We start from the raw sequence: 23,961 nt of genomic DNA, 5'->3' as shown, positions 1-23,961 counted from the left end.
ATGTCTGATTGGTGACTATTCAGCACCTGCCAAATCGTCACTTTATTATTCAGAACATTTTCACCGGATAATATTTCTTCTCCCCTGCATCCCACTGAAAAATACCTGTAAAAGTTCCGTCACTGGCGTACATGCGCACCCAGCCTTCTTTGTGCTGGGGACTCACCAGATTGTCGGACAGCGGATTTCCATTTGCCAGAAGCCTGTCCCCGTAAGAATCCGCATAAAGAGCGGGGTACTCAGCCAGAACTGCCTCTACCGGATCGATCATATCCTGGACGGTTCCATCTGCCACGGCAGCTTCCACCTGGGCAAGCGTATGGCTCTCAGAGAGAGAATACCGGCCTACCCTTGACCGGAGCAGTTCTTCCATACAGCCGCCACAGCCAAGCTTCTCACCAATATCATGGCACAAGGTGCGGATATAGGTTCCCTTACTGCAGGTCACTCTTATTTTCACCAGCGGAAGATGAAATTCCAGAGGCTCTATCTCGTAGAAGCACACTGGCCGGGCTTTTCGCTCAACCGTTTTGCCCTCTCTTGCCAGCTCATAAAGTTTCTTTCCATTTACCTTCAGAGCAGAATACATAGGCGGAACCTGAAGCTGCTCCCCTACAAAGCTTTTCAGTACTTTTCGCACTTCCTCCTCAGTCACATTCACTGGCCGCTCTTCCAGAACTGTTCCGGACATATCCTGGGTATCCGTGTCGATTCCCAGATGAAGCACTGCCTCATACGTTTTTTCCTTATCTGTAAGAAGATCCACCAGCTTGGTGCCCTTTCCAAGAGCTACCGGCAAAACACCGGTAGCATCCGGGTCAAGAGTACCTGTGTGCCCTATCTTTTTCATATGGAGAATTCCCCGAAGCTTGGCTACCACATCATGGGAGGTAAAGCCCTTTTCCTTGTGAATTACAATGATTCCCTGAAAATCTGCCATTACTTATCCTGTCCTAAAAGCTGTTTTTCGATCTGTTCTGAAATATTATTGATAACGTCATACATGGAGCCGGCCAGATCACAGCCTGCTGCTTTCACATGTCCGCCTCCTCCGAAATAGGAAGCAATCTTGCTTACATCTACAGAACCGTTGGAACGGAGTGATACCTTAAACACCTGGCTTTCATGCTCATAAATAAACATTGCCACTTCCACACCTTTCGTAAGACGGAGCTGGCTTACGATTCCATCCAGGTCTGACGGCTTTACACCATAGAAATCCATGTCTCTCAGCTTCATGTAGCCAACGATACATTTACCATCCAGAAGCATAATGCTCTCTGCCAGAACACGCCCCATGACCTGATTCTGAATGTAGCTCTTCTGATAGAAGGATTCGTCAATAATATTGGAAAAATCAACACCTTTTTCCATCAGGTCGCCGGCAATGCGCATGGTGTCCGGAGATGTGGAGGAATACTGGAATACACCTGTATCGTGGATCATTCCGGTATAAATAGCAGTTGCAATATCCAGATTGATTTTTTCTTTGTCAAGAAGCTTATACAGAACCTCGCTGGCAGAGCTGATCTCACCATGTACGTGGTTCACATCTGCAAATCCCGGATTGCTCACATGATGGTCAATGCAGACGGTCTTTTTCGCAGAAGCGAAATAATCAGCCGCTACTGCCAGACGGTCAGGAGCGCTCACATCACAGGTCACAAAAAGATCATACTCTCTGGGCTCACCTGCTTCATAATGTACCTCATCCATGCATGCAATATGTCCGAATACCGGCTTCGGCTTCTCCAGATAGATATCTGCCTTGATTTCAGGATACCATTTCTTTATATACAGATAAAGTGCCATGCAGGAACCTACACAGTCACCATCTGGGCGAACATGTCCCCCAATTCCCATGGTCTTTACGCCATCCAGAATTTCTTCGATTCTCTCCATTCCCTTCACCTCGATTTTTACTCTTCGTCTTCAGTTTCTGCTGTATCCTGGTTTTCCCCGTCCTCACTCTCAGTGCCCTTCGAATGGTCGTGTTCGATCACATCATCGATAAGTCTGGACATATTTACGCCATATTCAATGGACTCATCCAGAATGAAGCGGATTTCCGGCGTATTGCGAAGATTCAGGTTCTTCGCAAGCTGACGGCGGATATAGCCTTCTGCACTTTTCAGCCCTTTAATTGTGGACTGCTTGGATTCCTCGCTGCCAAGGACACTGATAAATGCCTTGCAGGTCTTAAGATCCGGTGCAACCTCCACAGCCATGACAGATGTCATGGGATGGATGCGGGGATCCTTGATCTCACCGCGGATAATGTTGCTCAGTTCTTTCTGAACTTCTGCATTGATCCTTGTATTTTTAATGCTGTTTTTTCTCATTTTTTGGTCTCCTATATGAGTGCAGGCTCTGGACAACGGAAAATTGGGGGCAATGAGCTTGCCCCCAACTGACACCTGCGATTACTACGCTCTAGCGCGGCACCTCAACCATAATATATGCTTCAACTTTATCTTCTTCTTTAACGTCATTGAAATCCTGGAATACAAGACCACACTCATAGCCTGCACGAACTTCTTTGACATCATCTTTAAATCTCTTAAGGGAAGCCAGCTCACCTTCGTAGATCTGCTCCTCGCCTCTGGTGATGCGTACCTTGCATCCTCTCTGGAAGGTACCGTCAAGCACATAGCTTCCTGCGATAGTACCGACACCGGAAGCCTTGAACAGCTGACGAACCTCTGCATGGCCGATTACCTTCTCCTCGAATACCGGATCCAGCATACCCTTCATGGCAGCTTCCACGTCCTCAATTGCCTGGTAGATAACACGGTACAGACGAAGATCTACGCCTTCCTGCTCTGCCAGCTGTTTCGCTGTGGTATCAGGACGAACGTTGAATCCGATGATGATCGCATTTGATGTAGCAGCAAGGCTGACATCAGACTCATTGACAGCACCAACGCCGCCATGGATCACTCTTACAACAACTTCCTCATTGGAAAGTTTTACAAGACTCTGTTTTACAGCCTCTACAGAACCCTGTACATCGGCTTTGACAATAATCGGGAGCTCCTTAAGGTCGCTTGCCTGGATCTGGTCAAACAGGTTATCCAGGGAAAGTTTACCCTTAGTTTCCTCAAGAAGACGGTTCTTATTCTCGGAAACAAATGCTGCTGCAAAATTCTTAGCCTCTTTATCATTCTCAAAGGACATGAGAACCTCTCCGGCATTAGGAACATCGCCAAGACCAAGGATCTCTACAGGAGTAGACGGACCAGCCTGTTTTACACGGCGTCCCTTATCATCCATCATGGCACGTACTTTACCATTGCATGCTCCGGCTGCGATAAAATCTCCAACGTGAAGAGTACCCTTCTGTACAAGGATCGTAGCAACCGGTCCTTTACCTTTATCCAGCTGAGCCTCGATCACAAGACCTCTTGCTGCGCGGTTCGGGTTTGCTTTCAGTTCAGAAACCTCTGCTGTTAAAAGGATCATTTCAAGAAGGTCATCAATGCCCTCTCCAGTCTTGGCAGATACCGGAACGAACGGTGTTGTTCCACCCCAGTCTTCCGGAATCAGCTCATACTCGGAAAGCTCCTGTTTTACACGTTCAATATTTGCACTTGGCTTATCGATCTTGTTGATGGCAACGATGATCTCAACGCCAGCAGCCTTTGCATGGCTGATAGCTTCTACTGTCTGCGGCATAACACCATCGTCAGCTGCAACTACAAGAACAGCGATATCTGTAGAGTTTGCTCCACGCATACGCATGGCAGTGAATGCCTCATGTCCCGGTGTATCAAGGAAGGTGATCTTCTGTCCGTTGATATCAACTACATAAGCACCGATATGCTGTGTGATTCCACCAGCCTCACCTCTTGTTACGTTTGTCTTACGGATTGCATCCAGAAGAGAAGTTTTACCATGGTCAACGTGTCCCATTACACAGACTACCGGTGGTCTTGAAACCATTGTGGATTCGTCTTCCTCTTCCTCTTTCAAAAGTTCCTCAATTACATCTACTTTTTCTTCTTTTTCTGCAATAATGTCAAATCCAAGAGCAATCTCTTCTGCCTGCTCGAAATCGATCTCGTGGTTTACCGTTACCATCTGACCTTCCATGAACAGCTTCTTAACAATTGCAGATGGCTGCATCTTCATCGCTTCTGCAAGCTCGCGGATGGTAAGCTTCTCCGGAATTGTGATCTCCTTGATCTCCGGTTTCTTCTCTTCCTGTTTCTGCTGCGGAGCAGGTTTCTGAAGTGCTTTCGGGATTCTGGACATCTGGTTTCTGCCGCCCTGGTTTGGTCTGTGTCCGCCACCTGATGTCTTATCGAAATCTTTCTTTTTATTCTTGTTCTCTCTGTCACGCTCACGCTTGCTGTCCTTGGATGTCTTGGTCAGCTCTGGTGTAAAGATTGCGTCAGATCCGCCGCTTCTTCTTGCACCGCCGGAGCGCTGTCCACCCTGGTGGTTCTGTCCGCCAAAGCGTCCTTCACTACGGTTATCTCCGTCTTTTCCTCCGAAACGTCCCTGACCGCCCTGTGGTCTTCCCTGGCCAAATCTGCTGCCATTTCCGTTTCCATTTCTATTGTCTCTGTTGTCACCGCCCTGACGGAATCCACGTCCGTTTCCATCACCCTGGCGCGGTCCTCTGTTCTGGGAATCTCCCTGTCTTACAGGTCTTCCCTGACCATCATTATTTCTGTTTCCGCGGAATCCGCCCTGGCCGCCCTGTGGTCTTCCCTGGCCGAATCTGCCTCCGTTCCCATTTCTGTCACCACGATTGTTATCCCCGCGATTATTGTCGCGGCCTTCGCCTTGACGGAAATTACGGTTGCCCTGGCTATTTCCCTGACGCTGCTGGCCGTCGTTTCTGTTCTGCTGTGCAGCTGGTCTCTGGGATTCTGTCCTTGGAGCTTCTGCTTTTGGTGCAGCCTGAACCGGTTTTGCAGGCTCTGTCTTCGGTGCACTTATCGGTGCGCTCTTTGGTGCTTCTGCCTTTGGTGCTTCTGCCTTTGGTGCTTCTGTCTTAGGAGCTTCAGCCTTCGGTGCACTTACCGGCTTCGGTGCACTTACCGGCTTCGGTGCTTCTGTCTTAGGAGCTTCTGGCTTCGGTGCTGCCTTTACAGGTGCCTCTGCTTTCGCTGCCGGCTGTGCCTGTGCTGCAGGACGTGTGCCCTGTGGACGTGGCTTTCTCTCTCCAGCTGGTTTCTTTCTGTTCTTCCCGCCGTCACTTGCATTCTGTGCATGATATACGCGGATAATATTTTTTTTCTTCTTCGGTGCCTCTGCACCGTCGCCTTCTTTCTTTACTGACACTTTCTGCTCTTCTGTCTTAGGAGTCTCCAATGTTATTCCTTTCTCCTTTCCCGTATCTATAACTTTTTTCACTCTGTTTTTATTCTCTCTGTTTTGCTTATTTCTGTCTTTGGCAGGCTCATGTGAATTTATCACCATATGCCATTCTCCCTTCACCAGTACGAGTCAGGATACGCTTTCACAAGTTCTCCGCAGCTCGTATTATCAAAAATCATTTCCCGGGAACATTTAAAAGCATTCCCTGGAACGCTTTTTCCTCTTTGGTTCAGGTCGTTTTCTCAGACAACAGTGGTATGCTCTAGAGCTCCTTCCCCTCATCCTGCAGCACCTTCCTGATAGCTTCTGCAAAATTCCAGTCCTGTACAGCCAGGCTGGCACGGAATTCCTTGCCCATGGCATGCCCTAACGTTTCTTTATCTGAAAGGATATACAAGGGCACTTCGTAAAATTCACACATGTTCCGGAATTTCTTCTTGGTGTTATCCGAAGAATCTCCGGCTACGATTGCCAGATATCCTTTGCCGGTCTTAATGGATTTCTCAGTGGAAAACTCTCCGCTGACTGTCTTTCCGGCCTTTGTTGCAAGTCCGATCAGGGACAGCGCTTTATTATTCTTCAATACTATCAAACTCCTTCTCAAGGCTATCATAAACCTCATCCGGGATAGCTGCTTTCAAAGAACGCTCCAGTCCGTGATTCTTTCTGGCTTTCTCCAGGCACTCACGGCTCTTGCAGATGTAGGCTCCGCGACCGTTTTTCCTACCTGTAGCATCCAGAATGATCTCATCCTCTGCGGTTTTCAACACCCTGATCATTTCTTTTTTATTCTTCATTTCTCTGCAGCCAGTACACTGGCGCATGGGAATTTTATTCTTCGTCTTCATTCTCTACCGCATCCTCAGTCTCTTCAGACTCTTCACCGGCAGCTGTTTCTTCGCTATCCTGAGAAATTTCTTCTGTAGCGGACTCCTCAGACTCTTCGTACTCGTCATCCTCATAGTACTCATCGTCATCCTCGTCATAATCATAGAAGTCGCCGGACTCTCTTGCCTGGGTTTCACTCTTGATATCAATCTTAAATCCAGTCAGACGTGCTGCAAGACGTGCATTCTGTCCTTCTTTACCGATTGCAAGGGAAAGCTGGTAATCCGGAACCACAACAAGTGCAGTCTTCTCATCCGGATCTGCCATAACAGCGATTACCTTCGCCGGGCTTAATGCATTCTCGATCAGGATTGCAGGATTCTCATCCCAGTTGATGATATCAATCTTCTCACCGCGAAGCTCATTTACAATCGCACTTACACGGGCACCATTTACACCAACACATGCTCCAACCGGATCTACATCAGGATCGTTGCTCCATACTGCCAGCTTGGTACGGGAACCTGCCTCACGGGCAATGCTCTTGATCTCAACAGTTCCGTCCTTCACCTCAGCAACCTCAGACTCAAAGAGGCGTTTTACAAGGCCAGGATGTGTTCTGGAAACAAGGATACGAGGTCCCTTCGGTGTATCCTTTACCTCAAGAATATACACTTTGATTCTCTCAGTAGGCTTGAAGGTCTCACCCTTCACCTGCTCATTCTCAGCAAGGATTGCATCTGCCTTGCCAAGATTTACGCTTACATTATGTCCTACCACACGCTGTACAATGCCGGTAACAACCTCTTTCTCATTGCCGTGATACTGGTCAAACAGAACTTTACGCTCTTCCTCACGGATTTTCTGAAGGATTACGTTCTTTGCATTCTGTGTTGCAATACGGCCAAATTTGTCAGAGTGAACCGGTACCTTCAGGATATCGCCAACCTCTGCATTGGTATTCTGCTTCTGTGCTTCTACAAGAGAAACCTCCTCAGCAGGATCTTCTACGAATTCTACAACCCTGCGGTCTGCATATACACTGAAATCGCCTGTTTCTCTGTTAATGGTAACATGTACATTGTCAGCTTTTCCAAAATGATTCTTGTATGCCTGGATCAGGGACTGCTCAATGGCATCCAGCAAAGTTTCCTTGCTGATATTTTTCTCGCGTTCCAGTTCGTCCAGAGCACCCATTAACTCCTTGTTCATTTTTCTTATTTCCTCCTTTTTGCTTTCCAGCATAATCGCTTATTTCTTAAATCGGACATGTCGCCTACTGGCAGCATCTTCCTATATGAAAGTCAGCTGTTCCGCGCCTGTGGTACTCCCACAGCTGCCGGTCCGGACTTTCATGGTAACTCAAAAATCAATCGCCAGACGCACCAGTGCAATGTCTTTCTTATCGAAAGTGCGAGGAGTTCCCTCCTCATCAATGGTCACACTGTTATTATCATATGCTGTCAGTTCACCACAAAATTCTTTCTGTTTCTCGATTGGCCGGTAGGTTCTGATTTCTACCAGTTTGCCAATGCTTCTGGCAAAATCTTTTTCTTTCTTCAGAGGTCTGTCAAGTCCCGGAGAACTGATCTCCATGATGTAGCTGTCCTCGATGAAATCATCTTCGTCAAGCCTGTCGCTGAAAGCCCTGCTTACTGTCTCGCAGTCATTCACTGTGATTCCGCCTGGTTTGTCAATGTAGCCGCGAAGATACCAGTTTCCTGCCTCCTTGACATATTCCACATCTACCAGTTCGAATCCATTGCTTTCTACGATCGGAGATAACAATGCTTCTGCTTTCTGTTCATACTCTTCTTTTCTGCTCATTTTTCCCACCTGCCTCTCTAGAGCCTTTTTCAAACACGCTCTAATCCGGTATTCGCGGTTATCACCTGCGAATGCCGCTCTGGTCCTTATCATCAAAAAGAGTGGGCTCACGCCCACTCCTTTGTCAACAAGTTCTGATTTCTTGTATTATTCTAACACCTTTAAATCCAAATTGCAAGGGCTTTTTCTTATAAATGCCCATTTTACAAGGTTTTAACCCATTTTGACAGTATTGTTAAGCTTGTTTCACCAGCAACAGCTTTTACTCTCAGCTCTTTTGAGCTTCCGCTACACAACCTGTATAACAGCCTTTTCTTCATAATCTGCTGCTTAGATTCTGGGCTTCATACCCTTGGTATCACGTTTGGCCAGCTTTACCTTGTTCAATGCATACGGCTTGTCGTGATACTGAATGGTGTACTCCTGTCTCGGTTCCACCAGATAGGCATGCTCAAGAACATCCCCGTCCCCCAGCTTCATTCCTCTTACACCAACAGAGGTCTTCTTCATAGTAGAAACATCCGTTTTCAGGATACGGAGAAAATAGCCATTCTGACTCTGGAACACCACCTGTTCCATTTCATCTGCAGGACCTACAAATATCAGCTGATCCTCTTCTCCCAGCTTGGTAGATGCAATCGTTCTCTTTGCCACATCGAATTCCTCACCTGCGACAAGCTTGCACATGGAGGTCTTAGTCACGAACAACAGGGTGGATAATTTCACCTGTCCTACAGGTGCCACATAAAGGATCTGCTCTTGGCTGCTGTCGTAGTTACTCAGGTTATCAGCCGGAGTTCCCTTGTCACGGAAGCGCACCAGCGGAATGTCTGCCACTTTGATGGAATGCATGCGTCCCATATCTGTGAAAATGCAGATCTTGTCTGTATTCATACAGGTAAAAATAAATTTATTCTCTGCATGGGCAGCCTCTTTGTTTCTCTCATAAGCATTCTTATCAATAAGGCGCATATAGCCGAAGCGGTCCATAAGGAAGCAGACCTCTGTCTCTTCCATCTTCTTTTCTTCGTAAACTGCCTCTTCTGCGTTCTCGATCACAGTTCTTCTCTTGGTGCTGTATTCTTTTTTGATTCCATCAAGTTCTTCAATAATCACTTCACACATGGAATCATAGTTGTTCAGAATATCTTCATAAGAAGCAATATTTTTCATAGTCTGGTCATACTCTGCCTGAAGAGCCTCAATTTCCAGTCCGATCAGACGGTACAGACGCATTTCCAGAATGGCTGTAGCCTGATTCTCCGTAAATTTCAGATTCTTTGCAGCTTTCTCACTGGCTTTTGACTTGAATTTGATTCCCTCTGTGATACCCTCTACCAGACACTTCTTAACCTGGTCACGGCTCTTGCTGCCTCGAAGGATCTCAATGATCAGATCGATTACATCACAGGCTTTGATAAGGCCTTCCTGGATTTCCTTTTTCTCAAGCTCTTTTCCCAGAAGAGTCTTGTACTTGCGGGTAGTCACCTCGAACACAAAATCCACATGGTGCTCTATCACCTGCTTCAGGCTTAAGGTTTCCGGACGTCCGTCTGCAACAGCCAGCATATTGACTCCGAAAGTGTCTTCCAGTCTGGTTTTCTTGTAGAGCATGTTGGTGAGATTCTCTACATCTGCATCCTTTTTCAGTTCCAGTACAATACGGATTCCTTCCTTGGAGGACTGGTTGGAAATATCCACAATATCTGTGGTTTTCTTGGTTTCTACAAGGGAGGCTACGTCGTTAAGGAATTTTCCAATATTGGCACCGATCATGGTGTACGGAATCTCGGTGATCACCAGCTGCTGGCGGCCGCCTTTTACTTTTTCCACTTCCACTTTACCGCGGAGACGAAGCTTGCCGCTTCCGGTCTCATAAATATTCAGAAGATCATCTTTATTTACAACCAGACCGCCTGTAGGAAAATCCGGTCCTTTCAGATAACGCATCAGGCCTTTCACACTGATGTCGTTGTTCTTTATATAAGCTTTCACCGCATCCACAACCTCCCCAAGGTTATGAGGCGGAATGCTGGTGGCCATACCTACGGCGATACCATCTGCACCGTTTACCAGAAGGTTGGGAATCTTCACCGGAAGCACCTGAGGCTCCTTCTCTGTCTCGTCGAAGTTTGGCATAAAGTCTACTACATTTTTGTCAAGATCTGCCAAAAAAACCTCCTGGGTCAGTTTCTCCAGTCTTGCCTCTGTATATCGCATGGCAGCGGCGCCGTCTCCCTCAATGGAGCCGAAGTTTCCGTGGCCGTCTACCAGGGTTTTGCCCTTCTTGAAATCCTGTGCCATTACAACCAGTGCTTCATAAATAGAGCTGTCCCCGTGAGGGTGGTATTTACCCATGGTATCTCCAACGATACGGGCGCACTTACGATATGGACGGTCGTAACGGATCCCAAGCTCGTACATATCATACAGGGTTCTTCGCTGTACCGGCTTCAGGCCATCGCGGACATCCGGAAGTGCCCTGGAAATGATAACGCTCATGGCATAATCTATATAGGATTTCTGCATCACGTCCGCATAGTCCGTGGCAATTACATTCTCCTGCTTTGTTTCCATAATCTGTTTTCCTTTCAAACACGCTCTAAGCTAAAATCTGAGGTTCTCCTCTTGCAAAATACTCTGCTATATTACGTTCAGACCATATTCTGCTTTTTCGTCCGAAAAATCCTGCTCTTTCGGATTTCAGCCTTCTTAAATATCCAGTTCTGCATCAGTTGCATGCTCGTAAATAAATGCCTTTCTTGGCGGCACGTCGCTTCCCATCAGGATCTCTGTCACGCTGGAAGCCATACGGGCATCCTCGATTTCCACCCGCTTCATTCTCCGGGTTTCCGGATTTAAGGTTGTCTCCCAAAGCTGCTGGGCATCCATCTCTCCAAGACCTTTGTATCTCTGGAGGGTAAAGCTTCCCGGCTTGTGACTGCGACGGTATTTCTCCAGTGCCTTATCATCATACAGGTACTCTTCGGCACCTTTCTTCGGCATTACTTTGTAAAGAGGGGGCATGGCAATATAAACATGTCCCTCGTAGATCAGTTCTGGCATAAAACGATAGAATAAAGTAAGTAAAAGTGTGGAAATATGAGCACCATCCACATCCGCATCGGCCATAATCACAATCTTGTCGTAACGAAGTTTAGTGATATCAAAGTCATTTCCATAGCCTTCGGAAAATCCGCATCCAAATGCATTGATCATAGTCTTGATTTCTGCGTTTGCAAGCACCTTGTCAATGGTGGCTTTCTCCACATTCAGGATCTTACCGCGGATCGGAAGGATTGCCTGATAATTACGATCTCTGGCAGTCTTTGCAGAGCCACCAGCGGAATCTCCCTCTACGATAAAGATTTCACAAAGTGAAGGATCTTTTTTCTCGCAGTTGGCAAGCTTTCCATTGGAATCGAAGGAATATTTCTGCTTGGTGAGAAGGTTGGTCTTGGCACGCTCCTCTGTCTTACGAATCTTGGCAGCTTTTTCCGCACAGGACAAAATGGTCTTCAAGGTTTCCAGGTTTCGGTCAAAATAGAGTACCAGCTGCTCAGACATTACTTTTCCCGTGGCACGGGCTGCATCCTGATTGTCCAGCTTGGTCTTGGTCTGCCCCTCAAAGCGTGGCTCCGGGTGCTTGATGGAAACAACCGCTGTCATTCCATTACGGATATCCGCTCCTGTGAAATTAGCATCTTTTTCCTTCAGAATACCGATCTCACGGGCGTAAGTATTCATCACCGTTGTAAAGGTTGTTTTAAATCCGGTAAGATGAGTGCCGCCTTCTGCATTGTAAATATTATTGCAGAAGCCAAGTACGTTCTCACGGAATTCGTTGGTGTACTGAAATGCTGCTTCTACCTGGATTCCGTCGGCTTCTCCTTTCAGATAAATCGGTTCGTGGAGAGCTTCGGAATTGTGATTCAGGTCTTTGATATATCCCACGATTCCATCTGGCTCATGATAAGTGATATCTTCAGGCGTATCACCACGAAGATCCATGAAATGAATGGTAAGGTTGGGATTCAGGTATGCAGTCTCATGGAGACGGCTCTTTACTTCTGTGGATGAAAATCTTGTTTTCTCAAAAATCTCCGGGTCTGGAAGAAAATTTACGCAGGTTCCGGTCTGTCTGGTCTTGCCAAGTCTGGGGAGAAGTCCCTCTTCCAGTTCAATCGTGGGAATACCTCTCTCATAATGATCGTGATGTACAAATCCGTCACGGCTGATCTTAATATCCAGATATGTGGACAGGGCATTTACAACGGAAGAACCAACGCCATGAAGTCCACCGCTTGTCTTATAAGCAGAGTTGTCAAATTTACCGCCTGCATGGAGGGTGGTAAATACAAGACGCTCTGCAGATACCCCTTTCGCATGCATATCCACCGGTATTCCTCGTCCATTATCGGTGACCGTACAGGAACCGTCTTTCTCCAGGGTCACCTCGATATTAGAGCAGTAACCAGCCAGATGCTCATCTACCGCATTGTCCACGATCTCATAGATCAGGTGGTTCAGGCCTTTCCTGGATACGCTTCCGATGTACATTCCCGGACGTTTCCGGACAGCTTCCAATCCTTCCAGGACAGAAATACTACCCGCGTCGTAAGTGTCTTTCTTTGCCATGGTGTTAATTCCTTTCTTACTATTATTCAGACTGTTACTGTTCACTCCGTTCACAGTAACGCGCTTCATGATGCACTGTCTGGGCTTCAGCATTTATTCCAATGGTTGTGAAAAGCGGACAGTATGTCCGCTTTCTTTCCATTCTTATCTTCTGTTCAAACATTCGTTCTATATCATACCCCAGTTTATGGTATTTTTGCAAGTAAAATTTGGTTTTTCTATTTTGTTCAAAATTTTTTTGACACCGCAAACCCGCTTATTTCCTGGCTTTTTTCGGAGTTTTTCAATTTTTCGCAAAAAAAATAAAAAAAGTGCTTGCATTCTCCTGCAAAGTAAGATATACTAAGCGAGTCGGTTGACAAGGCCAGTTGGTCAAGGGGTTAAGACGTCGCCCTCTCACGGCGAAAACACGAGTTCGATTCTCGTACTGGCTGCTTTATTTTCCGACAAATTGAATACATATGTTAAGCGAACCGCTTACATGGCCAGTTGGTCAAGGGGTTAAGACGTCGCCCTCTCACGGCGAAAACACGAGTTCGATTCTCGTACTGGCTGCTAGAAACTTCCGAAGTGATTCGGAAGTTTTTTTGTTGTTTGAATATATTCCTGCCTGGGTTATGCCTTCTCTTTTTGTGCAAAAAGACGCCGCAAAGCGACTTTTTTCGTCAACCTTGCGGCGTCTGGATTCAGACCTTAGGCAGTCAGAATCTTAATTTTTTACTGAAAATCCTCGAACGCAAGTGTATCGGCGTCAGCTTCTGCATTTTTCCATATTGCAATCTCACATCACAATACAGCGGCTTTCCTTATTTTTCCTAATTCACTTTAAATTCTTACTCTTCCACATCCTCAGCCGGTTCTGCCGGGATGAAGACTCTGGAATTTTCATGTTTCTCTTTTTTCTTTAACGCTTCTGCTTTCTCAGTGGCTTCCCTGCAGAATTCCATCTGGGAATTGATCAGAAGCTTGCCTCTCTTGTCCTGCTTCTCGTAAGTTCCATCAGGCTGAAGAATATGGGCTTTTACATTATCACGGAACTCCAGATCCAGAACATGCTTGATCTCATTCTTGATCTGATCGTCCTCAACCGGGAAAACAATCTCCACACGGCGGTCTAGGTTACGAGGCATCCAGTCCGCGCTTCCCATATAAATCTCGTCGCTGCCATTATTGTGGAAATAGAAGATACGGCTGTGCTCCAGGAAGTTTCCTACAATGGAACGTACATGGATATTCTCGCTCACACCCGGGATTCCCACTTTCAGACAGCAGATGCCTCGGATCAGCAGGTAAATCTGCACGCCACAGGAAGATGCATGATAAAGAGCTGCAATGATCTTCGGATCACAAAGAGAGTTCATCTTCGCTACAATCATAGCCGGCATTCCTTTCTTCGCGTGCTCTGCCTCTCTCTCGATCAGCTTCAGGAAACGATCCTTCATCCAGATTGGTGCCACGATTAGACGATTCCAGTTCTTCGGCTCAGAATATCCGGAAAGCATGTTAAACACTGCAGTTGCATCCTCGCCGAAGCGCTCGTCACAGGTAAAAATACCACAGTCTGTATAAAGCTTTGCAGTGGAGTCGTTATAGTTACCAGTTGCCAGATGGACATAACGGCGGATTCCGGTGTCCTCACGGCGAACCACCAAAGTAATCTTACTGTGTGTTTTCAGACCAACCAGACCATAAATAACATGGCAGCCTGCTTTTTCCAGCATTTTCGCCCACACAATATTGTGTTCCTCATCAAAACGTGCCTTCAGCTCTACCAGAACCGAAACCTGTTTGCCATTCTCCGCTGCCTGGGCAAGTGCTGCAATGATCGGGGAATTTCCGCTGACACGGTACAACGTCTGCTTAATCGCCAGCACATCCGGATCCTTTGCCGCCTGGCGTACAAAATTTACAACCGGGTCAAAGCTCATATATGGGTGGTGTAAGAATACATCGCCCTCACGGATCACCTGAAAAATATCCTTGCTGGTATCTGCAAATGCAGGCACCACAGCAGGGGTATATTTCGGCTCTTTGTACTGCTCAAAGCCATCCTGTCCATAAACCTTCATCAGCATGGTAAGATCCAGTGGTCCGTTAATATAGAAAATATCCTCTTCTTTAATGTCAAATTCCTTTTTCAGAATGCCAAGAAGTCTGGAGTCCGTTTTATCCTCCACTTCCAGGCGGATCACCTCACCCCACTGGCGCTTCTTCAGCTGCTTCTGGATTTCCACCAGAAGATCCTCCGCCCCATCCTCATCTATGGAAAGATCCGCATTTCTCATAATACGGTAAGGATGTGCACAAACCACATCATATCCAAGGAAAAGCTTGTCAATATTGCGCTCGATAATCTCCTCCAGAAGGATCACAGTAGTGTCCTCTTTATTCCCGGATGGAATGACAACCACACGCGGCAGTACAGACGGCACCTGGACAGTGGCAAATACCAGTACATCCTTGCCCTTTTTCTTATCCTTCTTGGAAATCAAGGCGCCAATATTCAATGTCTTATTTCGAATCAACGGGAAAGGTCTGGAAGAATCCATTGCCATAGGAGTAAGAACCGGATAAACATTATCCTCGAAATAACGGTCCACATACTCCTGCTGTTCTTCGTTTAATTTCTCGTGCTCCATCACCAGATGAAGTCCCACCTTCTCAAGCGCCGGAAGAAGGGAACGGTTCAGAGTGCTGTACTGGGAACGGACGAGCTCATGTGTCTGAACACTAATCTCCTTCAACTGCTCTTTTGGCCCCATTCCTGCAATATCTGTTTTCTCATAGCCGGCATGAACCTGATCCTTCAGGGAAGCCACACGAACCATATAAAACTCATCCAGATTGGACGATACAATGCTGGTAAATTTCAGTCTTTCAAACAATGGCAGACTTTTATCTCTTGCTTCTGAGAGAACACGGTCGTCAAACTTCAGCCAGCTCAACTCCCTGTTCACAAAATACTCCGCTTTTTCAAAATTTTTCAGATCCATTGTGCCCCTCCTCACACTTTTCTCTTACGCCTGAATACCAGACGGATACCAAATACCTCTTCAAAAAATTCGACTTTATCCATAAGAAGTCCAAGCTCCAGGGAGATATCCTGCTCAGAATCAACTGTAAGAAGCAGGGTTCTGTCCTTCAGCATAGCCTTCATATTCTTTACCTTCTGATAATGGCTGCGATCCATGGCATTTGCAATACGAAGGATTGCAGTCAGCTTGGCGATCAAAAGATATACGGAACGATCCATTCCGACTTCTCCTGCGATCTCGCTGTAATAAACAAATTCTGTGGTATTGTAGCGCACCGCATTTGCAATGATCTGACGTTCTTCTGTGGAAAGTCCGATGATCTCCGTAGCCATAATGATCTGATAGGAGCACTCTGCCACATCTCCCATACTGATATATTTGCCACAGTCATGAAGCTGCACTGCGATCTGAAGAAGCAGACGCTCTCTGTCTCCCATTCCGTGCACTTTCTTCATGCTGTCAAAAATCGCCAGGGCAAGGTCGGTAGTACCCTTAATATGATCCTTTCCAGTAGAATAACGTTTGGCAATGTTTCTGGCTGCCACCAGAATATCATTTTCAAAATTGTGCGCACTCTTAATAAAATTCTTCTTTTCCCCGAAATCATAGGCAATACCATCAAGAAGAGATACACCTGGCATCCAAAGCGCTTCTGCATTGAAAAGATCCATAAAATCTTTACAGATAACCATAGTTGGCACGATCAAAGCGGCATACTCCGGATCAATATCCATTTCCTCTGACAGTGAAGTCTCGGTCTTATAAACCGTATTCTCATACCGCTTCTCAAATTCAGCCCGTGTAATAATGTTATCCTGTCTCTCCTCACGGAAAATAGTCTCAGTAAGAAAATCCCCCATAAGGATCAAATTCTTTATCTCGCGGTCTTTCAGATAAAGACGCTTAAACCCGGTCAGGTCATTACGGATAAACTCCTCCACCAGCTGTGCATAATTCGTATTGGTTTTCTCCAGCTCTTTCAGACGCTGGCGGATACGCACGCTTCCCATTTTCAGGCTCTGGGTGGTTACAAGCGCATCTTTGTCAAACAGGGAAATCTGCAGGTTTCCACCGCCCACATCCAGAATAGCGGTTCCTTTCTGGATCATTTTCTTAAAGCCATTCTCAATGGCCGCAATAGATTTATAGCCCAGAAAATGCTGCTCGGCATTGCTTAAAACCTCCACATGAATTCCGGTTCTTCTGAAAATCTGTTCAATGATAATCAGCGGATTCTTCATCTCACGGAAAACACTTGTGGTACAGACGCGGTATTCTTTCACACCGTACTCTGCCATGATTCTCTTAAAGTCGTTAAGTACTTCACAAATAGTATCTACCTTATCCACTTCCATGGTTCCGCCGGAATATACCCCTACTCCAAGATTCAGACGATACCGGATATCGTCCACAGTCCGGAAACCACCCTTTTTGGAAAATTCAAAAATTTTCATGGTGATCTCATAGGAACTGATATCAATTGCCGCAAATGTGGTCACTGCCATACGTTTTTCCCTCCTGCCAAGGATTATTTCATTCCAGACATAAATTTCAGATAATCTCTGGTAATCTTTTACTGTTCCTCACTTGTTCCCAGAACATGATCAATAAACTGCTGCGCCGTTCTTCCAGTGAGACCGCCGTGAGAAAGCTCCCAGGCGTTTGCCTTCGTCAGAAGCTCCTCTGCAGGCATTGTAACACCATAGCGCTCTGCAAGTGTAGTAACAATATTCTGGAATTCCTTCTTGTTGGGTGCACCGAAATAAATCCGCACGCCAAAACGGTAAACCAGAGAAAGCTTCTCCTGCACAGTATCGGAGGAATGCAGATCTTCATCGTCTGCCACCTCCAGCTTATCCCCGGATTTCTCCCGAACAAGATGACGTCTGTTGCTGGTTGCATAGATCAGGATGTTGTCCGGCTTTTTCTCAAGACCGCCCTCGATCACTGCTTTCAGATATTTATATTCGATTTCAAATTCCTCAAAGGAAAGATCATCCATATAAAGAATAAATTTGTAATTACGGTTTTTGATCTGTGCGATCACATCATTCAGATCCTGAAACTGGTGCTTGTACACCTCGATAATGCGAAGTCCTTCGTCATAATAACGGTTCAGGATACCTTTGATGCTGGAAGATTTGCCAGTTCCTGCATCACCAAAAAGCAGGCAGTTATTGGCCTTTCTTCCTCTTACAAAAGCCTCCGTGTTCTCGATCAGCTTCTGCTTGGGGATTTCATATCCAACCAGATCATCCAGATTCACATGGGCGATTCTGGTAATCGGTGCGATCACCGGCTTGCCATCCTTGCCATGCTCAATACGAAATGCCTTGTTCAATCCCAGCTTACCTACGCCGAAATCTTTGTAGAACTGCACCATATCTGCCATAAACTCTTCCACTGTAGAAGCCTCTGCCAGTGTTTTGCTCATATCACAGATTCTGTCGCAGATACGCTGGTTGTATACCTTGCTGTTGCATCCTGTATTCACATAATTACAGAGAAAATCAGCACAGTCTGTTCCAAACGCACTGTCAAAAACAGCAAGATCAAAGTCATAAAGTTCTTTGAAAATTCCAAAATCATGAAGAGCCAGATGGTTAATGCTTCCCTCCACTGCCCCTCTGATCTCGGAAGCGGTACTGAATGCATTCTCGTGATTGACCAGAAGCTGCGTCAGATAAGTGTGCCACAGATTCCCGGAAAACCCATACATTCCTGCCATTTCCACCAGGCTTCCTGCCATATGGAAAAATTCCTCTTTACGATTCTCAAAGCCTTCTTCACCAGCCTCATAGTTGTTCATCAGTGATGTCATTATGTCCAGTACCTCACCGTTGTCGAAATTGCGGTAAAGGATACATTCTTCTGTTCTTGCCATTTTTGTTTCCTCTCAATTCCATGACGCATTTACGTGTCTCTTCTCCTTTTTGCCGTCCGCACAATTCATAACAGCACACTTTCGGATATACAAGCTCACGCACTCGCACCGTTTTTCATTCTACTTTTCTTATATTAAAAACAGATAAAATCTTCTTAAATTCTTTGGTTAATTTTAACAATAAATGAAATTGCCGCCACTCTCTGCCTTCGCAGCTATAATCTTAATAATTGCCCAGAATTTTCAAATAGCTAGTCTCTGCTTCCATGCCCCGCAATGCATTCTTTACCGCGCTGTCCCGCAGATTTCCCTCGAAGTCCACGAAGAAACGGTATTCCCAGGTTTTTCCCGGAATAGGCCGGGACTCGATCTTGGTCATATTCAGACCATTATAGATCATATGGGAAAGTACATTGTAAAGAGTTCCGCTTGCATGACGTGCCTCGAAGCATACACTGATCCTGGAGCTGTTATTCTCATAAACCGGTTTCTTTGCCAGAATAATAAATCTGGTCACATTGCTGTCATTTTTGCAGATATTCTCTGCCAGAACCTTCAGATTGTAAATCTCTCCGGCAGCCCTGCTGGCAATCGCTGCGTGAGTCTTATCCTGATCTGCGCTGACCTTTTTGGCCGCTGCGGCGGTGTTGGTTACTGCTGTGGTTTTCCAATCTCTATGCTCTTCCAGATATTCCTTACACTGGGCGAGCCCCTGAGGATGGGAATATACCCCGGCAATATCGGAAAGCTCAGCCTCCTGCAGGCCAAGCAGCACATGCTCAACCTTCAGGATCTGCTCTCCCACGATAAACAGATTATATTCTGTCAAAAGGTCATAAATATCTGTCACAATCCCAGCTGTGGAATTTTCAATAGGAAGGACTGCGTAATCTGCTCTTCCTGCTGCAACTTCTTCCATGGCATCCCGGAACAGCTTCACATGATAGCTCTTAATGTCTTCCTGAAAGTAGGCGCGCATGGCTCCATAGCTGTAGGCGCCCTCTACCCCCTGGAAAACAACAGTCACATTATTTCTGGGAAGCTGCTCCACCATTTGGAAGTCTTCCTTTTCTTTCGGACCATATTCGGTGAGAAGCTGATACTGACGCTTTCTGCTGATGGCCATGATCTGCTGAAAAAGCTCCTGGGCTCCAAGTTCGTTGAACTCACCGTGCGCTTTTTTCCTGATCTCTTCCAGTTTGGCATGCTCTCTCTCCGGATCCAGCACTTTCTTTCCGGTATGGATCTTATACTCTGCAACCTCTTCGCAGACCTTCATCCGCTTCTCAAAAAGTTCCACCATCTGATTGTCAATTTCATCTATTTTTCGTCTGCATTCCTGCAAATCTGTCATATTGTTTTCTCTCCAGTTTTTGTATTTAATCATGCAAATTCAGCTGCTGCACACTTCAATTTCCACAATGTACTGCCATTACTGTTCACTCCGTGACCAGTAACACGCTGCCATTTCAGTACCTGACACTTATCCGACATATTCTTCCACCGCATCTGTAAGCGCTCCAATAAAGGAAAGTGAACCAAATGCCAGAATCACACTGTTCTCGTCATCTCCTGCACAGGAAAACGCCTTTTCTACAGCATCTTTTATGCTCTTTGTACTTTCGGCACTGGAATTATATACCCTTGCCGCCTTCGCCAGTTCCTCTGCCGGCAGTGCACGGGGATTATCCGGTGTCTCTATGGTATAGATTTTTTCCGCAAAATGAGCTGTTTTTTCAAGGACAATCTTATATTCCTTGTCTGCAAAAACACCCATAATGTAGATCAGTTTTTTTCCATTAAAATAGTGTCGGATAGATTCTGCCATCTTGTCGGCTGCTCCGGCATTGTGGGCGCCGTCTACAATAAAAAGAGGCTTTTTATTGATAACCGTAAATCTTCCCTTCCAGCTTGTGTGGAGAAGACCGTCCTTCCGCTGTTCCATGGTAGTAGTCCAGCCAAGTCTGTCCAGTTCTTCAAGGGCGTTTAATGCCAGCACTGCATTTTCTTTCTGGTAAACACCGGCAAGGGAAATTGCAAATTCCTCTCCTTTATAAGAAAAGGTCTGACCGAATACGCTCTCTTTTTCCAAAACAGCCTCATCAGGGTCAGATACCACACAGGGTACATGAAGCTTGTTGCAGGTATCTGCAATCACCTGTGCCGCTTCCGGCTTCTGCTTTGTGGTCACAACCCGGCAGCCAGGTTTGATAATTCCAGCCTTCTTCTCTGCGATTTCTCCAAGGGTATTTCCAAGAAATGACATATGATCCATGCTGATGGAAACCAGCACAGCCAGTTTGGTATTCTTCACAATATTGGTGGCATCCAGATTGCCGCCCATTCCGGTCTCCAGAAGGACCAGATCACAATTTTCTTCCTTAAAATACAAAAACGCTGCTGCAGTCTCAATCTCAAAAGGGGTAGGATGATTCATGCCAACCGCTGTCATCTGGTCAATTGACCTGGAAATTTCTGTCACATACTTTGCAAAATCTTCCTGTGAGATCTTCTCGCCGGCAATCTCAAGACGTTCTCTGTAAGAATAAAGAGTTGGGGATATGTATCTGCCCACTTTATAGCCTACCCGGGTAAGGGTGGTGTATAAATAAGCAATCACGGAACCCTTTCCATTGGTTCCGGCTACGTGGACATAAGGAACTGCATCCTGAGGATTTCCAAGCCTGTCCAGCATTTCACGCATATTATCAAGTCCCAGCACGGAACCGTATTTCGCCGAATCATCGATATATGCACGGCATTCCTGATAGTTCATAATAAAAGCTCCTCGTTTATCAAATATCTTTTTCTCTCCATTATAACCTTGCAGCATAAATTTAGCAAGAATGGGAATGTTATTTTTATCATTTTACCCAAGGAGACCAAGCATATGAAAAAATACCCTTTTCTCTTCTGTGGTTTTACCGGCTTGTGTCTGGAGATTCTCTGGACCGGGCTCCATTCCCTGCTCCGGGGAGATGCGTCCATGAAAGGGACTACCTCTCTTCTTATGTTTCCCATTTATGGCTGTGCATCCCTGATTCTGCCTGTATACAAAAAGCTGAAAAGCCTTCCGGCACTTCTGCGAGGCTCCCTTTATACTGCCGGATTTTACCTGGCAGAATTTACCAGCGGTTCTATCCTGCAGGCTTTTCACATGTGCCCCTGGGACTATTCCGGAGTGCCCCATCAGTACAAAGGAGTCATCCGTCTGGACTATCTCCCGGTCTGGTTTCTCACTGGATTGTTTTTCGAAAAAATACTTACAAAATCTTCTTGAAAAATCATTCCAAGTAGTATATGATAGGTCGAAGAGATTTTGCGTTACCACTCACAGAAGAACCTTTTTGAAAGAGTTTTCGTGAACCGTAACACTCTACCCCAAAACCACACACTCATAACGGAGGTATATCATGAGACACTTAATGAGTCCGCTGGACCTTAGTGTTCCGGAGCTTGAGAAGCTTCTGGATCTTGCCAGCGATATTGAGAAAAACCCCAAAAAATACGCACATACCTGTGACGATAAACGACTTGCCACACTTTTCTATGAGCCAAGTACCCGCACCCGTCTCAGTTTTGAAGCTGCTATGATGAACCTTGGCGGTAAGGTTCTTGGTTTCTCATCTGCAGATTCCAGTTCCGCAGCGAAGGGGGAAACTGTTGCCGATACCATTCGTGTTGTTTCCTGCTATGCAGATATCTGTGCTATGCGTCATCCCAAAGAAGGTGCTCCGCTGGTAGCTTCTATGGTTTCTAATATTCCTGTTATCAATGCCGGTGACGGTGGTCATCAGCATCCAACCCAGACTCTTACAGACTTACTTACCATCCGTTCCTTAAAGGGGCGTCTTGACAACATTACCATCGGTCTGTGCGGAGATCTGAAATTCGGACGTACCGTTCACTCTCTGATCGAGGCGCTGGTTCGTTACAACAATGTTAAATTTGTACTGATCTCTCCGGAAGAGCTTCGTATTCCCAGCTATATCCGTGAAGACGTACTGAAAAAGAACAACATCGAGTTCCTAGAAGTAGAACGTCTGGAGGATGCTATTCCGGAGCTTGATATTCTTTACATGACACGTGTTCAGAAGGAGCGTTTCTTCAACGAGGAAGACTATGTTCGTATGAAAGATTTCTACATACTGGACAAGCAGAAACTTTCCCTTGCAAAGGATGACATGTACATTCTTCATCCGCTTCCACGTGTTAACGAAATTTCTGTTGAAGTGGACAGCGATCCGAGAGCTGCATACTTTAAACAGGCCCAGTACGGTGTATATGTTCGTATGGCCCTGATTCTTACATTATTGGAGGTGGAACTGCCATGTTAAATGTTGGAGCACTTCGTGAAGGTTTCGTATTAGACCATATCAAGGCCGGCAAGGCTATGACTATTTATCATGACCTGAAGCTTGACAAGCTTGACTGTACTGTTGCGATCATCAAGAACGCAAAGAGCAATAAGATGGGCAAAAAGGACATCATCAAGGTTGAGTGCCCGATTGAAGATCTGGATCTGGATATCCTTGGTTTCATTGATCACAATATCACCGTAAATATTATTAAGGATGAGAAGATCGTTGAGAAAAAAGACCTTCGTCTTCCGAAGCAGGTTGTAAACGTGATCAGATGTAAGAATCCCCGCTGTATCACTTCCATCGAGCAGGGACTGGATCAGGTGTTTGTTCTGGCAGATGAGGAGAATGAGGTTTACAGATGTAAATATTGTGAGGAGAAATACTCCGGTCACAGAAATAAATAATTCGTCTCTGCAAATCATTGTTTTTATAACAATATTGATATTTTATTGTGGAAGCTGAATACAGCTTCCACTTTTTTTGTAACAGAAATTTCCGGTAAAATTTCCTGTCCATCTGGTCGCATCCTCGCGGAGCGTTTTTTGCTTTATCGGAACATTACGGAGTAATTTCCAATAAAGCAAAAACCTGGGAAAATCCAGCAGAACTGAACCTTCTCAGGTTAAATATCATATTATATGTATCATACAATTTGATTCTTAAATACGCAAGCAGACCGATAAGCCGGGTTATGTCGTTGAGTGATCATCTGTCTAGGCCTTCCGTTGCCGAAAGGCTCAAGCGACCTACCTGAAAGCACGACGGGCCGCCGTATCGCTTTCTGCTCGGTCTTGCTTCGAATGGAGTTTACATGTGCCCGGCCTGTTACCAGGACGGCGGTAGTCTCTTACACTGCCTTTCCACCCTTACCATGGCAAGCCATGGCGGTTTATTTCTGTTGCACTGGTCTGGGAGTCGCCTCCACCGGACGTTATCCGGCATCCTGCCCTGTGAAGCCCGGACTTTCCTCGTCTGAACCCTTTCGTCTGTCCAGCCGCGATCACCTGGCCTGCTTGCGCAAGTGCTATTTTAACATTATTGTGGTAAGATGTAAAGC

Annotated in this window: 18 protein-coding genes, 2 tRNA genes and 1 other RNA gene; 5 read left to right on the top strand and 16 right to left on the bottom strand. The window is 46.0% G+C overall.

Going from position 1 to position 23,961, the window contains the following annotated elements:
• Positions 1–49: 49 nt before the first annotated feature.
• The 10 genes from truB to AB5706_RS07575 form a co-directional block, all read right to left on the bottom strand.
• Entirely contained in the window at positions 50–940 is an 891-nt protein-coding gene (gene truB, locus AB5706_RS07620) for a tRNA pseudouridine(55) synthase TruB (RefSeq protein ID WP_148462351.1), read from the bottom strand.
• The gene (locus tag AB5706_RS07615) at positions 940–1,902 is read right to left on the bottom strand and encodes a DHH family phosphoesterase (protein WP_118578678.1); all 963 of its coding nucleotides are present in this window, start codon (positions 1,900–1,902) and stop codon (positions 940–942) included. The genes truB and AB5706_RS07615 overlap by 1 nt, the downstream gene beginning before the upstream one ends.
• Positions 1,903–1,919: 17 nt before the next feature.
• Positions 1,920–2,342 (bottom strand): 30S ribosome-binding factor RbfA, encoded by a 423-nt coding sequence (gene rbfA / locus AB5706_RS07610; protein WP_226815639.1) that lies wholly within the window; start codon positions 2,340–2,342, stop codon positions 1,920–1,922.
• Between the two features lie 91 nt (positions 2,343–2,433).
• On the bottom strand, positions 2,434–5,430 hold the full coding sequence (gene infB / locus AB5706_RS07605) for a translation initiation factor IF-2 (RefSeq protein ID WP_368365972.1): 2,997 nt from the start codon (positions 5,428–5,430) through the stop codon (positions 2,434–2,436).
• Positions 5,431–5,590: 160 nt separating this feature from the next.
• Positions 5,591–5,911, bottom strand: a complete 321-nt coding sequence (locus AB5706_RS07600; protein ID WP_118578684.1) for a L7Ae/L30e/S12e/Gadd45 family ribosomal protein — start codon at positions 5,909–5,911, stop codon at positions 5,591–5,593.
• Positions 5,901–6,176 carry an RNase P modulator RnpM gene (gene rnpM, locus AB5706_RS07595; protein WP_173716346.1) on the bottom strand — a complete coding sequence of 92 codons (276 nt, stop codon included), beginning with the start codon at positions 6,174–6,176 and terminating at the stop codon, positions 5,901–5,903. The genes AB5706_RS07600 and rnpM overlap by 11 nt, the downstream gene beginning before the upstream one ends.
• Entirely contained in the window at positions 6,160–7,368 is a 1,209-nt protein-coding gene (nusA, locus tag AB5706_RS07590; RefSeq protein ID WP_118578762.1) for a transcription termination factor NusA, read from the bottom strand. Before nusA ends, rnpM begins: the two co-directional genes overlap by 17 nt.
• Before the next feature lie 150 nt (positions 7,369–7,518).
• Entirely contained in the window at positions 7,519–7,983 is a 465-nt protein-coding gene (locus AB5706_RS07585) for a ribosome maturation factor RimP (protein WP_118578686.1), read from the bottom strand.
• Positions 7,984–8,313: 330 nt separating this feature from the next.
• Positions 8,314–10,560 (bottom strand): DNA topoisomerase (ATP-hydrolyzing) subunit A, encoded by a 2,247-nt coding sequence (locus tag AB5706_RS07580; RefSeq protein ID WP_368365971.1) that lies wholly within the window; start codon positions 10,558–10,560, stop codon positions 8,314–8,316.
• Positions 10,561–10,695: 135 nt separating this feature from the next.
• Positions 10,696–12,621, bottom strand: coding sequence for a DNA gyrase/topoisomerase IV subunit B (locus tag AB5706_RS07575; protein WP_187565630.1), 1,926 nt, complete (start codon positions 12,619–12,621; stop codon positions 10,696–10,698).
• Positions 12,622–12,983: 362 nt separating this feature from the next.
• On the opposite strand from AB5706_RS07575, the gene AB5706_RS07570 reads away from it, so the two are divergent.
• Positions 12,984–13,055, top strand: a tRNA-Glu gene (locus AB5706_RS07570).
• Positions 13,056–13,104: 49 nt separating this feature from the next.
• Positions 13,105–13,176 (top strand) — tRNA-Glu (locus tag AB5706_RS07565).
• Between the two features lie 278 nt (positions 13,177–13,454).
• Here AB5706_RS07565 and AB5706_RS07560 read toward each other — a convergent pair.
• From AB5706_RS07560 to AB5706_RS07540, 5 genes are all read right to left on the bottom strand, one after another.
• The gene (locus AB5706_RS07560) at positions 13,455–15,614 is read right to left on the bottom strand and encodes an RNA degradosome polyphosphate kinase (protein ID WP_368365970.1); all 2,160 of its coding nucleotides are present in this window, start codon (positions 15,612–15,614) and stop codon (positions 13,455–13,457) included.
• Between the two features lie 11 nt (positions 15,615–15,625).
• The gene (locus AB5706_RS07555; protein WP_270414097.1) at positions 15,626–17,161 is read right to left on the bottom strand and encodes a Ppx/GppA phosphatase family protein; all 1,536 of its coding nucleotides are present in this window, start codon (positions 17,159–17,161) and stop codon (positions 15,626–15,628) included.
• 68 nt (positions 17,162–17,229) lie between these two features.
• Entirely contained in the window at positions 17,230–18,540 is a 1,311-nt protein-coding gene (locus AB5706_RS07550; RefSeq protein WP_173718763.1) for an ATP-binding protein, read from the bottom strand.
• Between the two features lie 223 nt (positions 18,541–18,763).
• Entirely contained in the window at positions 18,764–19,894 is a 1,131-nt protein-coding gene (gene pheA / locus AB5706_RS07545) for a prephenate dehydratase (RefSeq protein ID WP_148462375.1), read from the bottom strand.
• A gap of 129 nt (positions 19,895–20,023) precedes the next feature.
• Positions 20,024–21,316 (bottom strand): bifunctional folylpolyglutamate synthase/dihydrofolate synthase, encoded by a 1,293-nt coding sequence (locus tag AB5706_RS07540; protein WP_148462378.1) that lies wholly within the window; start codon positions 21,314–21,316, stop codon positions 20,024–20,026.
• Positions 21,317–21,430: 114 nt separating this feature from the next.
• Between AB5706_RS07540 and AB5706_RS07535 the strand changes: the two genes are divergently transcribed.
• The 3 genes from AB5706_RS07535 to AB5706_RS07525 all read left to right on the top strand — a co-directional run bounded on the left by AB5706_RS07535 (position 21,431) and on the right by AB5706_RS07525 (position 23,308).
• The gene (locus tag AB5706_RS07535; RefSeq protein ID WP_148462379.1) at positions 21,431–21,820 is read left to right on the top strand and encodes a putative ABC transporter permease; all 390 of its coding nucleotides are present in this window, start codon (positions 21,431–21,433) and stop codon (positions 21,818–21,820) included.
• A 133-nt stretch (positions 21,821–21,953) separates the two neighbouring features.
• Complete coding sequence (gene pyrB / locus AB5706_RS07530; RefSeq protein ID WP_148462381.1) at positions 21,954–22,877, top strand: aspartate carbamoyltransferase; 924 nt, start codon at positions 21,954–21,956, stop codon at positions 22,875–22,877.
• Positions 22,871–23,308 (top strand): aspartate carbamoyltransferase regulatory subunit, encoded by a 438-nt coding sequence (locus AB5706_RS07525; protein WP_118578704.1) that lies wholly within the window; start codon positions 22,871–22,873, stop codon positions 23,306–23,308. Before pyrB ends, AB5706_RS07525 begins: the two co-directional genes overlap by 7 nt.
• A gap of 260 nt (positions 23,309–23,568) precedes the next feature.
• Here AB5706_RS07525 and rnpB read toward each other — a convergent pair.
• Positions 23,569–23,920, bottom strand: an RNA gene (gene rnpB, locus AB5706_RS07520) — RNase P RNA component class A.
• Between the last annotated feature and the right edge of the window lie 41 nt (positions 23,921–23,961).

This window comes from Ruminococcus sp. RTP21484sp1_RTP21277st1_D2_RTP21277_210401 (assembly GCF_040924225.1).
GTDB classification, from domain to species: domain Bacteria; phylum Bacillota; class Clostridia; order Lachnospirales; family Lachnospiraceae; genus Blautia_A; species Blautia_A faecis.
The sequence above is the reverse complement of the archived record's forward strand: the minus strand, read 5'-3'. Positions and strand labels throughout refer to the sequence as shown.

Coding starts and splice junctions, on each gene's coding strand:
- truB (WP_148462351.1), bottom strand. CDS start 940: ATGGCAGATTTTCAGGGAATCATTGTAATTCACAAGGAAAAGGGCTTT.
- AB5706_RS07615 (WP_118578678.1), bottom strand. CDS start 1,902: ATGGAGAGAATCGAAGAAATTCTGGATGGCGTAAAGACCATGGGAATT.
- rbfA (WP_226815639.1), bottom strand. CDS start 2,342: ATGAGAAAAAACAGCATTAAAAATACAAGGATCAATGCAGAAGTTCAG.
- infB (WP_368365972.1), bottom strand. CDS start 5,430: ATGGTGATAAATTCACATGAGCCTGCCAAAGACAGAAATAAGCAAAAC.
- rnpM (WP_173716346.1), bottom strand. CDS start 6,176: ATGAAGACGAAGAATAAAATTCCCATGCGCCAGTGTACTGGCTGCAGA.
- nusA (WP_118578762.1), bottom strand. CDS start 7,368: ATGAACAAGGAGTTAATGGGTGCTCTGGACGAACTGGAACGCGAGAAA.
- AB5706_RS07585 (WP_118578686.1), bottom strand. CDS start 7,983: ATGAGCAGAAAAGAAGAGTATGAACAGAAAGCAGAAGCATTGTTATCT.
- AB5706_RS07580 (WP_368365971.1), bottom strand. CDS start 10,560: ATGGAAACAAAGCAGGAGAATGTAATTGCCACGGACTATGCGGACGTG.
- AB5706_RS07575 (WP_187565630.1), bottom strand. CDS start 12,621: ATGGCAAAGAAAGACACTTACGACGCGGGTAGTATTTCTGTCCTGGAA.
- AB5706_RS07560 (WP_368365970.1), bottom strand. CDS start 15,614: ATGGATCTGAAAAATTTTGAAAAAGCGGAGTATTTTGTGAACAGGGAG.
- AB5706_RS07555 (WP_270414097.1), bottom strand. CDS start 17,161: ATGGCAGTGACCACATTTGCGGCAATTGATATCAGTTCCTATGAGATC.
- AB5706_RS07550 (WP_173718763.1), bottom strand. CDS start 18,540: ATGGCAAGAACAGAAGAATGTATCCTTTACCGCAATTTCGACAACGGT.
- pheA (WP_148462375.1), bottom strand. CDS start 19,894: ATGACAGATTTGCAGGAATGCAGACGAAAAATAGATGAAATTGACAAT.
- AB5706_RS07540 (WP_148462378.1), bottom strand. CDS start 21,316: ATGAACTATCAGGAATGCCGTGCATATATCGATGATTCGGCGAAATAC.
- AB5706_RS07535 (WP_148462379.1), top strand. CDS start 21,431: ATGAAAAAATACCCTTTTCTCTTCTGTGGTTTTACCGGCTTGTGTCTG.
- pyrB (WP_148462381.1), top strand. CDS start 21,954: ATGAGACACTTAATGAGTCCGCTGGACCTTAGTGTTCCGGAGCTTGAG.
- AB5706_RS07525 (WP_118578704.1), top strand. CDS start 22,871: ATGTTAAATGTTGGAGCACTTCGTGAAGGTTTCGTATTAGACCATATC.